The sequence below is a fragment of the Massilia cavernae genome (assembly GCF_003590855.1).
GTDB lineage: Bacteria > Pseudomonadota > Gammaproteobacteria > Burkholderiales > Burkholderiaceae_D > Telluria_A > Telluria_A cavernae.
In genome coordinates this window covers 1-13725 of sequence record NZ_QYUP01000110.1, presented here as the reverse complement: position 1 = coordinate 13725, position 13725 = coordinate 1, and the positions used below count along the sequence as shown (strand labels likewise).

The 13725-nt window shown below is 62.1% G+C and carries 11 protein-coding genes and 2 tRNA genes; 3 read left to right on the top strand and 10 right to left on the bottom strand.

Features of this window, described 5'->3' with window-relative positions:
- Window positions 1-49: 49 nt before the first annotated feature.
- Window positions 50-550 (bottom strand): single-stranded DNA-binding protein, encoded by a 501-nt coding sequence (ssb, locus tag D3872_RS11330; protein WP_119810868.1) that lies wholly within the window; start codon window positions 548-550, stop codon window positions 50-52.
- Between the two features lie 282 nt (window positions 551-832).
- On the opposite strand from ssb, the gene uvrA reads away from it, so the two are divergent.
- A complete protein-coding gene (gene uvrA, locus D3872_RS11325) occupies window positions 833-3697 on the top strand; it encodes an excinuclease ABC subunit UvrA (RefSeq protein ID WP_119810867.1) in 2865 nt (954 codons plus the stop codon).
- Between the two features lie 160 nt (window positions 3698-3857).
- On the opposite strand, the gene D3872_RS11320 is transcribed toward uvrA, so the two are convergent.
- Window positions 3858-5723, bottom strand: coding sequence for a phosphoenolpyruvate carboxykinase (GTP) (locus tag D3872_RS11320; RefSeq protein ID WP_119810866.1), 1866 nt, complete (start codon window positions 5721-5723; stop codon window positions 3858-3860).
- 357 nt (window positions 5724-6080) lie between these two features.
- Here D3872_RS11320 and D3872_RS11315 point away from each other — a divergent pair, with 357 nt between their 5' ends.
- Window positions 6081-7070, top strand: coding sequence for a D-2-hydroxyacid dehydrogenase family protein (locus D3872_RS11315; protein ID WP_119810865.1), 990 nt, complete (start codon window positions 6081-6083; stop codon window positions 7068-7070).
- Here the strand turns inward: D3872_RS11315 and D3872_RS11310 are convergent.
- Window positions 7067-7825 carry an L-asparaginase gene (locus tag D3872_RS11310; protein ID WP_119810864.1) on the bottom strand — a complete coding sequence of 253 codons (759 nt, stop codon included), beginning with the start codon at window positions 7823-7825 and terminating at the stop codon, window positions 7067-7069. The genes D3872_RS11315 and D3872_RS11310 overlap by 4 nt on opposite strands.
- A gap of 153 nt (window positions 7826-7978) precedes the next feature.
- Here D3872_RS11310 and D3872_RS11305 point away from each other — a divergent pair, with 153 nt between their 5' ends.
- Entirely contained in the window at window positions 7979-8464 is a 486-nt protein-coding gene (locus D3872_RS11305) for an asparaginase domain-containing protein (protein WP_119810863.1), read from the top strand.
- A 54-nt stretch (window positions 8465-8518) separates the two neighbouring features.
- Here the strand turns inward: D3872_RS11305 and D3872_RS11300 are convergent, their stop codons facing one another.
- From D3872_RS11300 to D3872_RS11270, 7 genes are all read right to left on the bottom strand, one after another.
- Window positions 8519-9415, bottom strand: coding sequence for a recombination-associated protein RdgC (locus tag D3872_RS11300; RefSeq protein WP_119810862.1), 897 nt, complete (start codon window positions 9413-9415; stop codon window positions 8519-8521).
- 92 nt (window positions 9416-9507) lie between these two features.
- Window positions 9508-10587 carry a DNA polymerase IV gene (gene dinB, locus D3872_RS11295; RefSeq protein ID WP_119810861.1) on the bottom strand — a complete coding sequence of 360 codons (1080 nt, stop codon included), beginning with the start codon at window positions 10585-10587 and terminating at the stop codon, window positions 9508-9510.
- 156 nt (window positions 10588-10743) lie between these two features.
- Window positions 10744-12294, bottom strand: a complete 1551-nt coding sequence (locus D3872_RS11290) for a S8 family peptidase (RefSeq protein WP_229459275.1) — start codon at window positions 12292-12294, stop codon at window positions 10744-10746.
- Window positions 12295-12296: 2 nt separating this feature from the next.
- Entirely contained in the window at window positions 12297-12548 is a 252-nt protein-coding gene (locus D3872_RS26445; RefSeq protein ID WP_119810859.1) for a hypothetical protein, read from the bottom strand.
- A gap of 546 nt (window positions 12549-13094) precedes the next feature.
- A tRNA-Asp gene (locus D3872_RS11280) sits at window positions 13095-13171 on the bottom strand.
- A gap of 47 nt (window positions 13172-13218) precedes the next feature.
- Window positions 13219-13294, bottom strand: a tRNA-Val gene (locus D3872_RS11275).
- 153 nt (window positions 13295-13447) lie between these two features.
- A partial coding sequence (locus D3872_RS11270; protein WP_147373861.1) for a GGDEF domain-containing protein occupies window positions 13448-13725 on the bottom strand: 278 nt, incomplete at its 5' end.

Below are 13725 nucleotides of genomic sequence, written 5' to 3'. Positions count from 1 at the left end.
TGACTTTCGCGAGTCACCGGGATTTTTTTCGAAATAATGCCGACAGGCGTTAGAACGGAATGTCGTCATCCATATCCGAGAAATTCGGCGCCGGACGCGGAGCGGGGCGTGGCGCCGGTGCGGCCGGCGCCTGCTGCTGCGGACGTGGCGCAGGACGGCTCGGAGGCGCGTCGTAGCCTTCGTCCATGCCGCCGCCGGCGTCGCCGCCCATGCCCTGGCGGCCGCCCAACATCTGCATGTTTTCAGCGATGATGTCGGTTGCGTACTTCTCGACGCCGTCCTTGTCCGTGTACTTGCGGGTCTGCAGGCGGCCTTCGACGTACACCGACGAACCCTTTTTCAGGTACTGGCCAACGATCTCGGCCAAACGGCCGAAGAACGAGATGCGGTGCCATTCGGTCAGCTCTTTCTGCTCGCCGGTGTTGCGGTCCTTCGACTTGTACGAGGTTGCTACTGCAATGTTCGCGATGGCGTCGCCGCTTGGCATGTAGCGAATTTCCGGATCGCGCCCCAGGTTGCCGACGATGATGACTTTGTTAACTGATGCCATGTATTACTCCTGTTTGAAAGCGGCGGCGCGCGACGCGATATTTATTTTCAGACGAGGATTATAAAGCCAGACACCCCGCCATGGCGATCATTCTTGTTGACCCGTCATGCGTTTGCTCCGGGCATGAATACTGGTATTATATACAGTATCCCGCCTACGATTCCCTGAGCGTTATCAACACGCTCTTTTGCCGCATACGGACACAGCCAGCCGTAGTAGCCAGGCGCGTTTGAATCGAATCAAGGCTATAGTGTGTGGTTGACCCTCAAAGGCAAAAAATAAATGGAACAAATCCGCATCCGCGGCGCACGTACGCACAACCTCAAGAACATCAATCTTGACCTTCCCCGCAACAAACTGATCGTCATCACCGGCTTGTCAGGCTCAGGCAAGTCCTCGCTCGCGTTCGACACCTTGTATGCCGAAGGCCAGCGCCGCTACGTCGAATCGCTGTCCGCGTATGCGCGCCAGTTCCTGCAGCTGATGGAAAAGCCCGACGTCGACCTGATCGAAGGGCTGTCGCCGGCCATCTCGATCGAGCAGAAGGCCACATCGCACAACCCGCGTTCGACCGTCGGCACCGTCACCGAAATCCACGACTACCTGCGCCTGCTGTACGCGCGCGTCGGCACGCCCTACTGCATCAACCACCCGGACAACGCGCTGGCCGCGGCGACCGTGTCGCAGATGGTCGACGCGGTGCTGGCCATGCCTCTTGACACCAAGCTGATGATCCTGGCGCCGGTCGTCGCCAACCGCAAGGGCGAGCACTCCGACCTGTTCGAGGCGATGCAGGCGCAGGGTTTCGTGCGCTTCCGCGTCCAGAGCGGCACCCACGCGGCGAAGATCTACGATATCGACGAACTGCCCAAGCTGAAGAAAACCGAGAAGCACACCATCGACGTGGTGATCGACCGCGTCAAGGTCAACCCGGAGATCAAGCAGCGGGTGGCCGAAAGCTTCGAAACCGCGCTGCGCCTGGCCGACGGCCGCGCCGTGGTGGCTGAAATGGACCGGGCCGCGGACGGCGGCGGCGCCGAACACGTTTATTCGAACAAGTTCGCGTGTACCGAATGCGGCTACTCGCTGCAGGAACTCGAGCCGCGCCTGTTCTCCTTCAATAATCCGATGGGCGCCTGCCAGGAATGCGATGGCCTGGGCCATATCGAGTTCTTCGATCCCAAGCGCATCGTCGCCTTCCCCAACCTGTCGCTCGCATCGGGCGCAGTCAAGGGATGGGACCGCCGCAACCAGTTCTACTTCCAGATGCTGTCGAACCTGGCCGCGTACTACGAGTTCGACATCGACGCGCCGTTCGAGCAGTTGCCGGAAGCGTCGCAAAAGGCCGTGCTGTACGGCTCCGGCAAAACGTCGATCCCGTTCACCTACGTGAACGAGCGTGGCCGCACCGTGATCCGCGAGCACACCTTCGAAGGCGTGGTCACCAACCTGCAGCGCCGCTACCGCGAAACCGATTCGATGGCGGTCAAGGAAGAACTGGCGAAGTTCATCAACGAGAAGCAGTGCCCGTCGTGTGCCGGCGCGCGCCTGCGCACCGAAGCGCGTCACGTCATGATCGGCACCGGCAAGCAGCAGCGCGCGATCTACGAAGTGGCCAACAAGCCGCTGCGCGACTGCCTCGACTTCTTCGAGAAGCTGGTGCTCAAGGGCGCCAAGAAGGAGATCGCCGACCGCGTGATCAAGGAGATCGTGTCGCGCCTGACCTTCCTGAATAACGTCGGCCTCGATTACCTGTCGCTCGACCGCAGCGCCGACACCCTCTCGGGCGGCGAAGCCCAGCGCATCCGGCTGGCGTCGCAGATCGGCTCCGGCCTGACCGGTGTGATGTACGTGCTGGACGAGCCGTCGATCGGCCTGCACCAGCGCGACAACGACCGCCTGATCGAGACCCTCAAGCACCTGCGCGACATCGGCAACAGCGTGCTGGTGGTGGAGCACGACGAAGACGCGATCCGCACCGCCGACTACGTGATCGACATGGGCCCGGGCGCGGGCGTACACGGCGGCCAGGTGACCGCCGAAGGCACGGTCAAGGAGATCTTGAAGAACAAGAACTCGCTGACCGCGAAGTACCTGAACGGCACGCTGAAGATCGCGGTGCCGAAGAAGCGGCACGCCTCCAATCCGGACCGCCAGCTGGTGATCTCCGGCGCCACCGGCAACAACCTGAAGAAGGTATCGCTGAAGCTGCCGGTCGGCCTGCTCACCTGCGTGACCGGCGTGTCCGGTTCGGGCAAGTCGACGCTGGTGAACGACACGCTGTACCCTGCGCTGTCGCGTCACCTGTACGGTTCGCAGACCGAACCTGCGCCGCACGATTCGATCAGCGGGCTTGAGCACTTCGACAAGGTGATCGCGGTCGACCAGGCGCCGATCGGGCGCACGCCGCGTTCGAATCCGGCAACGTACACCGGCCTGTTCACGCCGATCCGCGACCTGTTCTCGACGGTGCCGATGGCGAAGGAGCGCGGCTACAGCGCCGGGCGCTTCTCGTTCAACGTCAAGGGCGGCCGCTGCGAAGCCTGCCAGGGCGACGGCGTGATCAAGGTGGAGATGCACTTCCTGCCGGACGTGTACGTGCCGTGCGACGTCTGCCACGGCAAGCGCTACAACCGCGAGACGCTGGAAGTGCACTACAAGGGCAAGAGCATCAACCAGGTGCTGGACATGACAGTGGAAGACGCGCACGAGTTCTTCAAGCCGGTGCCGGTCATTGCGCGCAAGCTGCAGACGCTGCTGGACGTGGGCCTTGGCTACATCAAGCTGGGACAGAGCGCGACCACGCTGTCGGGCGGCGAGGCGCAGCGCGTGAAACTGTCGCTGGAGCTGTCCAAACGGGATACGGGCCGCACGCTGTATATCCTGGACGAGCCGACCACTGGCTTGCATTTCCAGGATATCGATTTGCTGCTGAAGGTGATCCACCGCCTGCGCGACCAGGGCAATACCCTGGTGATCATCGAACACAATCTCGATGTGATCAAGACGGCGGACTGGGTTGTGGATTTGGGGCCGGAAGGCGGCGCGGGTGGCGGGCAGATTATCGCGACCGGGACGCCGGAGGAGGTGGGGGTGAATCCGAATAGCGTGACGGGCAGATATCTGGTGCCGTTGTTGAAGTTGTAGGATTTGCCGGCATGGCGGATGCGCCCGATGGGCTTATCCGCCCTACGCGTCATCATTTAACATGTAGGGCGGATAAGCCGAAGGCGCATCCGCCGAATTGGCTCCAAATAGTAAAAAGGGACGGCACACGCCGTCCCTTTTTACTCCCCGCCTCAGAAACTTATACGGACAGGCGCTTTTCCAGATCGGCCTTCACCTGCACCAGCTCCTGCGGTACATGGCCTTCCAGCTTCTGGAACAGCTCCTCGTGCAGCTTCAGCTCTTCCTTCCACGCGTCCTTGTCGATCGAGGTGATCGTGTCGAACTGTCCTTGGGTGAAGCTGATGCCGTCCCAGTTCAAATCCTCGAAGCGCGGCGTGGTGCCGAACATGTTTTCGGTGCCCTGTGCATTGCCTTCGGTACGCTCCAGCATCCACTTCAGCACGCGCATGTTGTCGCCGAAGCCAGGCCATACGAACTTGCCCTCGTCGTCGGTGCGGAACCAGTTGACGCAGAAGATCTTCGGCAGCGCAGCCGCGTTCTTCGCAGCGACCTTTTCGCCCAGCCGCAGCCAGTGCTTGAAGTAGTCGCCCATGTTGTAGCCGATGAAAGGCAGCATCGCGAACGGGTCGCGGCGCACAATGCCCATCTGGCCCGCAGCGGCAGCGGTGGTCTCGGAACCCATGGTCGCAGCCATGTACACGCCTTCAACCCAGTTGCGCGCTTCCGTCACCAAAGGCACGGTGGTCGAACGGCGTCCGCCGAAGATGAACGCCGAAATCGGCACGCCCGCAGGATCGTCCCACGCCGCATCGATCACCGGGTTCTGCGTCGCAGCCACGGTGAAGCGCGCGTTCGGGTGCGCGGCCTTGGTGCCGGACGCCGGCGTCCAGTCCTTGCCCTGCCAGTCGACCAGGTGCGCAGGCACTTCCTTGGTCATGCCTTCCCACCATACGTCGCCGTCGTCGGTCAGCGCGACGTTGGTGAAGATGGTGTTCTCGCCCAGGGAGGCCATGCAGTTGGAGTTGGTCCTGGTGTTGGTGCCCGGCGCCACGCCGAAGTAGCCCGCTTCCGGGTTGATCGCGTACAGGCGGCCGTCGGCGCCCGGCTTGATCCAGGCGATGTCGTCGCCGATGGTGGTGACTTTCCAGCCGTTGAAGCTCGCCGGCGGGATCAACATCGCGAAGTTGGTCTTGCCGCAGGCCGAAGGGAAGGCCGCCGCGACGTAGTGCTTCTTGCCTTCTGGCGATTCAACGCCGAGGATCAGCATGTGTTCGGCCAGCCAGCCGGTGCCGTCCTGCTTCGCTTCCTGGTTGCCCATGTTGGAGGCGATGCGCAGCGCGAAGCACTTCTTGCCCAGCAGCGCGTTGCCGCCGTAGCCGGAGCCGTAGGACCAGATTTCGCGGGTCTCAGGGTAGTGCACGATGTACTTGGTTGCGTTGCACGGCCATGCCACGTCCTTCTGGCCCGGACGCAGCGGCGCGCCGACCGTGTGCACGCACGGCACGAACTCGCCGTCGGTGCCCAGCACGTCATATACGGCCTTGCCCATGCGGGTCATGATGCGCATGTTGACCGCCACGTAAGGCGAATCGGACAGCTCGACGCCGATGTGGGCGATCGGCGAACCCAGCGGGCCCATCGAGAAAGGCACCACGTACAGCGTGCGGCCGGCCATGCAGCCGTCGAACAGGCCGTGCAGGGTGCGGCGCATTTCGGCCGGGTCCATCCAGTTGTTGGTCGGGCCTGCCTGTTCCTTCGTTGCCGAGCAGATGTAGGTGCGGTCTTCGACGCGCGCCACGTCCGACGGGTCGGAGCATGCCAGGTAGGAATTCGGACGCTTCGCCGGGTTCAGCTTTTTCATCGTGCCGGCGTCGACCATCAGCTGGCACAGGCGGTCGTACTCTTCCTCCGAGCCGTCGCACCAGTAGATGCTGTCAGGTTTCGCCAGCGCGGCGATCTCGGCCACCCAATTGATGAGTTTCTGGTGCTTGATGTAAGCTGGGACGTTCAGTGCTGCAACGCCACCCATGACGGGCTGATTCATAGTACCTCCAATGCCAATAAAGAATTCTTCTCGTGTCCTGTCACGGCAGGATCGTCGTCAGCTGAAGAGCTTGCGCACGAGACTCTTGGAGGGGGTCCGGCGAAAACGGCGGTCTTGTCGACAACTATTTCGCTATGAAGCGAAGGTTGGTGGACTGGTGCTGCGAGGAATTTGGGGGCCCGAGGCCGCTGCCAAAACCCGAAATTAGGGGGACGATTGTACACCCGCCCTTACTCCATTAACATGCCAAACCGTCAAAAATGTAGGAATAATTGTTGACTGTTGTAGTAGGCTATTTCGATTATTCTGAATCCTGTTATTTACTTACGAAGCTTTGTTAAACATCTGCCAACTCCCATGAAAATAGCGATTCTCGACGATTATCAGGACAGTGTCCGTCACCTCGACTGCTTCAAATTGTTGGATGGACACGACGTCCGGATCTTCACCAATTCGAGTCGCGGCGTGGGCCAGCTGGCGATCCGGCTGGCGCCCTTCGACGCCCTGGTGCTGGTGCGCGAGCGCACGGCTTTTTCGCGCGCCTTGCTGTCGCGCCTGCCGAACCTGAAGCTGATTTCGCAAACCGGGAAGGTCAGCGGGCACATCGACGTCGAGGCCGCGACCGGGCACGGCATCGCGATCGCCGAAGGCGCTGGTTCGCCGGTGGCGCCGGCCGAACTGACCTGGGCACTGATCATGGCGGCCACGCGCAAGATCGTGCCCTATGCGGCCAACCTGAAGGACGGCCTGTGGCAGACCGCGTCGGTGAACCCGGTGCTGAACGGGCTGGGCACGGTGCTGAAAGGCCGCACGCTGGGCATCTGGGGATATGGAAAAATCGGCCGCATGGTGGCCGGCTACGGCAAGGCCTTCGGCATGCGCGTGCTGGTGTGGGGACGCGAGGCGAGCCGCGCGGCGGCGGTGGCCGACGGCTTCGAGATGGCGCCATCGCGCGAGGAATTTTTCGCCCAGGCCGACGTGCTGAGCGTGCACCTGCGGCTGAATGACGCGACACGCGGTATCGTCACCGCCGACGATTTCGCGCGCATGACGAGCACCGCATTATTCGTGAATACGAGCCGCGCGGAACTGGTGGAAGACGGCGCGCTGGAAGCCGCGCTGGCGAAGGGCCATCCCGGCTACGCGGCCCTCGACGTGTTCACCAGCGAACCGCTGGAGGCCGGCGCGCCTCTGCTGCGCATTCCCACCGTGCTGGCGACGCCGCACATCGGCTACGTCGAAAAGGACAGCTACGAAATGTACTTCGGCGCGGCGTTCGAGAACATCGCCAGCTTCGCCAGGGGCGAGCCGCAGAACATCCTGAACCCGGAAGCGCTGGCGCGCTAGCGCTCTTCTTCCTCTTGCGGTGCGAGGCGGATTTTCGGCGCCGGCATCACGTGCGCGCGCGTCCATAACCCTGCCCAGCCGGGCGGCCAGCCGATATCGGGGCCGTCGTAGGCCGGCAGGCCGGCGCGCACCGGAATGACCGGCACCGGCGGCATGTCGCGCAATCCGCTTGCCGCGGGTTTTTCCATGTCGAGGCTGTACATGTAGCCGGGCAGGAGGGCGTCGCACACGTCGGCGAACCACGCGGTGTGGTCCTCGTCGCGGCCCAGCGCGCGCGCCAGTCCTTGCGGATCGAATTTGGCCAGCGCGTGCACCAGCTCCTCGGTGGTGGCTCCCGGCGAATCGCCCCAGCCCATCACGGGATTGACGTTGTAGTCGGCGCCCGAACCGTACCAGCCCTCGCGCCACGGCCGCTGCATCCAGTTGCGCTGGCCGGTGAACAGGTGCCAGCGCCAGTGCAGGCCGGACGGCTTGGGCCAGGAATAGAGGTACAGCTTTTCGTAGCCGGCCGCGTGCAGCGAGCGCACCATCGCCATCAGGCGCGCGTGCGGCATGCGCTCCGGCGGCGCGCGGCGGAACAGGATGGCCTCGCCGTCGGCGAACTGCACTTCATCGGTGGAGAGATTCAGGTCAAGTGTGCGCGATTCGGAACCGAAGCGCGCCGAGATCCAGCCGGTGAGCAGGTTGACGTGCGTGATGACGCCGTAGCCCCGGTGGCGGTGGAAAATAACAGTACCTGGTGCAAGCGCTTTCATCTGGTAAGCCGGGCAAAAAAGGTGAGTCTACTGAGGCGGCGCCACGGATTCCAGACCGGTCACAACCGGATACATCCTTCTTGCGCATTTCGACAGCAGGTGTGGTACAGGCTATCATAAGCCACTTTTTCTGCAACCATACCATCACACACCATGAGCCTGCGCATCATCGCCACCGGCGGAACCTTCGATAAACACTACAACGAACTGACCGGCATCCTCGGCTTCTCGGACAGCCACCTGCCGCAGGTCATCGCGCGCACCCGCATGACGATTCCGGTGGAGCTGGAAGTGCTGCCGCTGCTCGATTCGCTCGACATGAAGGATGAAGACCGCCAGCGCGTGCTGGCCTCGTGCCGCGCGGCGGCCGAGAAGGCGGTCGTGATCGTGCATGGCACGGATACGATGAAGGAGACGGCGGAGGTGCTGGGGACGGCGGGGCTGCCGCAGGCGATCGTGCTGACCGGCGCGATGATCCCTTACGAGATTGCGAACTCGGATGCGCTGTTCAATTTGGGGTTTGCGACCGGGGTGGCGCAGGTATTGCCGGCGGGGGTGTATGTGGCGATGAACGGGCAGGTCTTCGCGTGGAATAACGTGACCAAGAACCGCGCGGCTGGGGTTTTCCAGCCGTTGTAAAAATCAAATCGGCGGATGCGGGCGTCGCCCGCATCCGCCGAACTAGCGCCGGCGTTATGCCGTCGCTTCCCCGCCCAAGGCCTCGACGATATCGTCCATCATCTTCGACAGCTCGCCCGTCATCAGCATCATGTCGTTGTCGAAGCGCTCTTCGTCATTGCGCGTGCTGGTCTCGTTTTCCTTGATGACGTCCAGCGGCTTGATGCCCTTCACCGCCAGCGACTCGGTCAGGACAAAACTGATCTTGTCGTTCCACGTCATCGCCAAACGCGTGCACTGCTTGCCCGCCGCGATGTGGCGGCGGATGTCGTCCGCTTCCAGCGTGTGCTTAACATAACGCACCGCAGCCTTGCTCTCGCCGGTTGCGCGCAGTTCGGTATCCTGGTCGACGGTGAAGCCGGCCGGCGCTTCATCCATTTCCAGCCATGCGGTCATCACCGCCACCGGCGAACGCTGCACGCGCAGGCTTTCCAGCGGCATGCGGTCGACCGCCTTCAGCAGCAGCTTGATCACGTCGTCAGCCTTCGACGGGCTGGCCGCATCGACCACCAGCCAACCATTGACCGGGTCGATCCAGGTCCACACATTGCTGCGGATCGAAAACGCGCGCGGCAGCAGTTCGTCGGCCACGCGTTCCTTCAGTTCTTTCATCGCTTTCTTGCCGGGAGCGAAACCTTGCGCTTCTTCCAGCTCGGCCGCCTTGGCCTTGGCTACCTGGTTGATGACGGAACCTGGCAGCAGTTTTTTCTCGGTGCCCAGCAGGATCAGCATCTGCTTGTTGACCGTATGGACAAGATTGCCATTGCCGCGCGGGGAATCCCAGCCCTGGCGCAGCAGTTCGTTGCTCGACGCAGGGGCGAAACGCAGCGGCGCCAGCGCCTCTTCGAGTTGCTCAGGAGTGTAGGCCCATGGTGCGGGCAGGCGGTAAATCTGTAGATTCTTGAACCACATGTGCTTTGCCTTGTTTCTGTCAGTAGTGCAGGGGAACGGTATTCTACACGCTCGTCCCGGCCAGCAAGTCGGGATGTTGTGCAGAGTCTCTTCTAAATAATTGCGTCGTCTTCGTCGAACAAACTGAGTTGTTCGAGCTGCTCCGCTTCGCCCAGGCGCACGCCCAGTCCCAGCAGGCGAACCGGCTGCCTGCGGCGCTGCCAGGCGGTATCGATCAGCTTTTCGAAGCTGGCCAGCGTAGGCGCCGCGCCGGCCAGTTCCACCGTGGTTTGCTGGAAGTCGGCGAACTTGATCTTGGCAAAGGGCTTCAGCGCCAGCGCCCCGGAACCGCTGCGCTTGATGCGCACCTGCAGCCGTTCGTACAACTCCGGCAGCAGCGCGATGCAGGCCGCCAGGCCTGGCACGTCGGGGGTGTAGGTTTCCTCGACGCTGACCGATTTGCGCTCGCGCGAGTTCGATACTTCGCGCTTGTCGTCGCCGCGGCACAGCTCATACAGCCGCGAACCGAAGCGGCCGAAGTGCATCTCGAGCTTTTCGAGCGGCCAGCTGCGCAGGTCGCCGCAGGTTTCGGCGCCCAGTTTGTTCAGCTTGGCCGCCGTCACCTTGCCGACGCCGTACAGCTTTTTCACGGGCAGCGCCGCCACGAAGGCGTCGACCTCGTGCGGACGCACCAGGAACAGGCCGTCCGGCTTGTTCCAGTCGCTGGCGATCTTGGCCACGAACTTGTTTGGCGCCACGCCGGCCGAGACGGTGATGCCCACGGTCTCGAAAATGCGCTTTCGGATTTCCTGCGCGATCAGGGTGGCGCTGCCCTTGCAGTGCGGCGACTCGGAGACATCCAGGTAGGCTTCGTCGAGCGACAGCGGCTCAACCAGGTCAGTGTAATCGTTGTAGATGGCCAGGATCTGGCGCGACGCGGTGCGGTACTTGTCCATCGCCGGCGGGATCACCACCAGGCTTGGGCACAACTTCAGCGCCTGCGCCGTCGCCATCGCGGAATGGATGCCGTAGCGGCGGGCTTCGTAATTGCAGGTGGCGACCACGCCGCGCTGGTCGGGCCTGCCGCCGACCGCCAGCGGAACGTCGCGCAGGGCCGGATCGTCGCGCATCTCGACCGATGCGTAGAAACAATCGCAATCGCAATGGATGATTTTTCGGACAGGGGCGTTCACTCGGCGATATGCCCCATCGAATCGGGCAACTACTGTAATTATGTACAGTATTCACCGAAACGGGTTTCGTTGCAAGTAAACGAAGGAAAGGGGGGCGGGAAGCCAAAGCCTCCCGCCCCTCCCTTGCATTACGTACAGCCTGTTATTGCCTGTAGATTACCAGGTTTCTTTCAGAGTGTAGGTGCCGTTGGTCGCGCCCGTACCGCCGCTGTAGTAAACAACGCGGATGTAACGAGCAGCCGTGGTGCCGCCGGTATTGGTCAGCGTGACGGTGTCAACCACGCCGGTGCCGTTCTCGCTCGAGCCCAGCAGGGTGCCTGCGCTGTTGTACACGTACAGGTCGTAGTCCTTGCCGGCGCCTGGGGTCAGGGTCGAGGTCAGGGTTTTGCCTGCTGGCAGCTGGACTACGAAGTAGTCAGTGTCGGAGGTGGACCCCATGTTGGCGTTGACCGTGGTGCCGGTGGTGGTGACGGTGTTAGCGGTAGCGAGGGTATTGTTCGACTCGGTTTCGCTGATGGTCGGGCCTGGGATAGCGGTTGCCGCATCAACTGCCGCGTTGGCATCGACGAGACCGCTGCCGCACTGCGAGCAGGTCGCAGGGAAGGCGCGCGACGAGGACTTCAGGCGGCTTTCGATCTCGTCCGGAGTCAGGGCTGCGTTCTTCGACAGCATCAGTGCTGCAACGCCTGCGACGTGCGGGGTTGCCATCGAGGTGCCCTGGTAGAACACGTAGTTGTCAGCGCCCGGTGCGCCGGTGCCGGCGTTCAGGGTCGACAGGATGCCGTTGGTGCTGACGGTGGTTTCGCCGCCTGGCGCCGCGACATCGACCACACTGCCGTAGTTCGAATAGAATGCGCGGCCGCCGGCACGGTTGGTCGCTGCAACGGTCACAACGCCTGCGCAGTTTGCCGGGTTGGAGTTGCTTGCGTTTTGGTTTTCGTTACCTGCCGCAACGATCACAACCGTGCCGCGCGAACGGGCGCTGTTGATCGCGTTTTGCGTGGTGGTGTCGCAAGCGCCGCCGCCGCCCAGGGACATGTTGATGACCTTGGCGACGTTGGTGTTGGCCGGCACGCCGGAAACGGTACCGCCCGATGCCCAGATGATTGCGTCGGCGATGTCGGAAGTGTAGCCGCCGCACTTGCCCAGTACGCGCACCGGAACGACCTTGGCGTTGTAAGCCACGCCGGCGACGCCGACGCTATTGTTGGTCGCCGCGGCGATGGTGCCCGCCACGTGGGTGCCGTGCCAGCTGGAGTTCTGGGTCTGGGTCGGCTGGCCGCCGCCGCACTCGCCGGCAACGACGCGGTCGCCCGGATCGCTGGCGTCGGAATCGCGGCCGTTGCCGTCGTTCGACACGAAGGTATCGGAGATGAAGTCGTAGCCGCCGACGTACTTGCCGGACATGTCAGTGTGCGGACGGTAGCCGGTGTCGATCACGGCGACGTTGACGCCGGTGCCGGTTGCCTTGTCCCACGCGGTGGTCAGGCGCAGGCCGCCAGTCGTTTCGAAGTAGTGCCACTGCTGGGTGTACATCGGATCGTTCGGGGTGAACATCTTCTGCATCATGCGGTCTGGCTCGGCGTACTCGACGTCAGGGTCGCGCGCCATCAGTTCGCGCGCCACTTCCTGCACCTCGGCCAGCTTCATGCGCTTGCTCAGCTTCATGACCTGGGCGCCGGTGGCACTCGAGTGGGACAGTGCCACGGTCAGGCCGAACTGCTGGCCGGCGCGGTCAACGATCGCCTTGCGGCCTGGCCAAAGTTGGCGATTTTCGCTGCGCCTTTGCCGGCAGCCTGGGAATCCTTGTACTTCACGATCAAGCGGTCGGTCTGGTCCAGCACGCTTGGCGCGGCCTGGAACTCAGGAACGGCTGCGACAGCGCTTACTGGGCCACCGATGGCTACGGCAGCTGCAAAAACTCCCAGCAGGGCTGGGTACGTCGAATGCTTCAGCTTCATGTCAATCCTCTATTTTCCGTAAGAATTTTATGATGGAAGTACCGCCCGGAAACCCCGGGTCGCTACTCCCCTTTTCTTCTGCGCAATTGTCACGCAGTCCCACCTTTTCTCGGCAGGTTTTGCAGATTACGCTTAAACAGATTGCAAGATTCAAAAATTCAATCGTTTGCGGCGTATTCACAACACACAAGTCGATGGCTTGAGAAATATCAAACGATATTCGGAATTCCTAAGTTATTGCCGATTTTTTGATTGTTTTTATTTTGAAATTTGGGATTTGATTTGTTAAGATTTGGACAGAAATGACTGCCGACAACGTGAGGATTGGCGAGAATGTGGCCAGAATTGGACACCGGATTGATGCTATATGCATGAGCCCGGATTTGACAATTGGAAACGAACACACGCGGAATTGTGCCGAGTTGACGACGTCGTGTCTCAACGGCAGAGAACTAAAGCCCGGCTTGGAAGGATGTGCAACAGAATGCGGAAATGGATGCAGAATAGAAAAAGGGCCCGACAAGTCGGGCCCTTTTTCACTGATGCTGGCGGAGCGGACGGGGCTCGAACCCGCGACCCCCGGCGTGACAGGCCGGTATTCTAACCAACTGAACTACCACTCCGTTTACTCTGATCGGTATTGCTGATCATGATGCAGGTCCCTGAGTCTTGGTGGGTGCTGAGAGGGTCGAACTCCCGACCTACGCCTTGTAAGGGCGCCGCTCTACCAACTGAGCTAAGCACCCATATCCGCTTAACTCAGAGACTTCTTGCATCCGACGCTTGTCATCGCGTCTGAAGAGGCCGAATCATAGCGCATTCCTTCAAATATGCGCAAGGGTTTTTCTGAAAAACATGAAAAACAGCATCTAAACGAGGGCGTAATCCTCCATCCCGGCTCAGGCAAAACGCAGCATCGGCTCGCCGCATTCCACCCGGTTGCGGCCGCCGCTCTTGGCTTGGTACAGCGCGTGGTCGGCGCGCGCCAGGGCCGCGTTGATGTGCTCGCGTGGATCGATCAGAGCCACGCCGATGCTCACGGTCAGTGCATGGCCGGTGCGCGGCAGCACCGCGGCTTCCACCGCGCCGCGCAGCCGCTCGGCCACCTGCAGCGCGCCGCCCAGGTCGGTGCCGGGCAGCGCCAGCGCAAATTCCTCGCCGCCCAGCCGGCCCATGA

Coding starts and splice junctions, on each gene's coding strand:
- ssb (WP_119810868.1), bottom strand. CDS start 550: ATGGCATCAGTTAACAAAGTCATCATCGTCGGCAACCTGGGGCGCGAT.
- uvrA (WP_119810867.1), top strand. CDS start 833: ATGGAACAAATCCGCATCCGCGGCGCACGTACGCACAACCTCAAGAAC.
- D3872_RS11320 (WP_119810866.1), bottom strand. CDS start 5,723: ATGAATCAGCCCGTCATGGGTGGCGTTGCAGCACTGAACGTCCCAGCT.
- D3872_RS11315 (WP_119810865.1), top strand. CDS start 6,081: ATGAAAATAGCGATTCTCGACGATTATCAGGACAGTGTCCGTCACCTC.
- D3872_RS11310 (WP_119810864.1), bottom strand. CDS start 7,825: ATGAAAGCGCTTGCACCAGGTACTGTTATTTTCCACCGCCACCGGGGC.
- D3872_RS11305 (WP_119810863.1), top strand. CDS start 7,979: ATGAGCCTGCGCATCATCGCCACCGGCGGAACCTTCGATAAACACTAC.
- D3872_RS11300 (WP_119810862.1), bottom strand. CDS start 9,415: ATGTGGTTCAAGAATCTACAGATTTACCGCCTGCCCGCACCATGGGCC.
- D3872_RS26445 (WP_119810859.1), bottom strand. CDS start 12,548: ATGAAGCTGAAGCATTCGACGTACCCAGCCCTGCTGGGAGTTTTTGCA.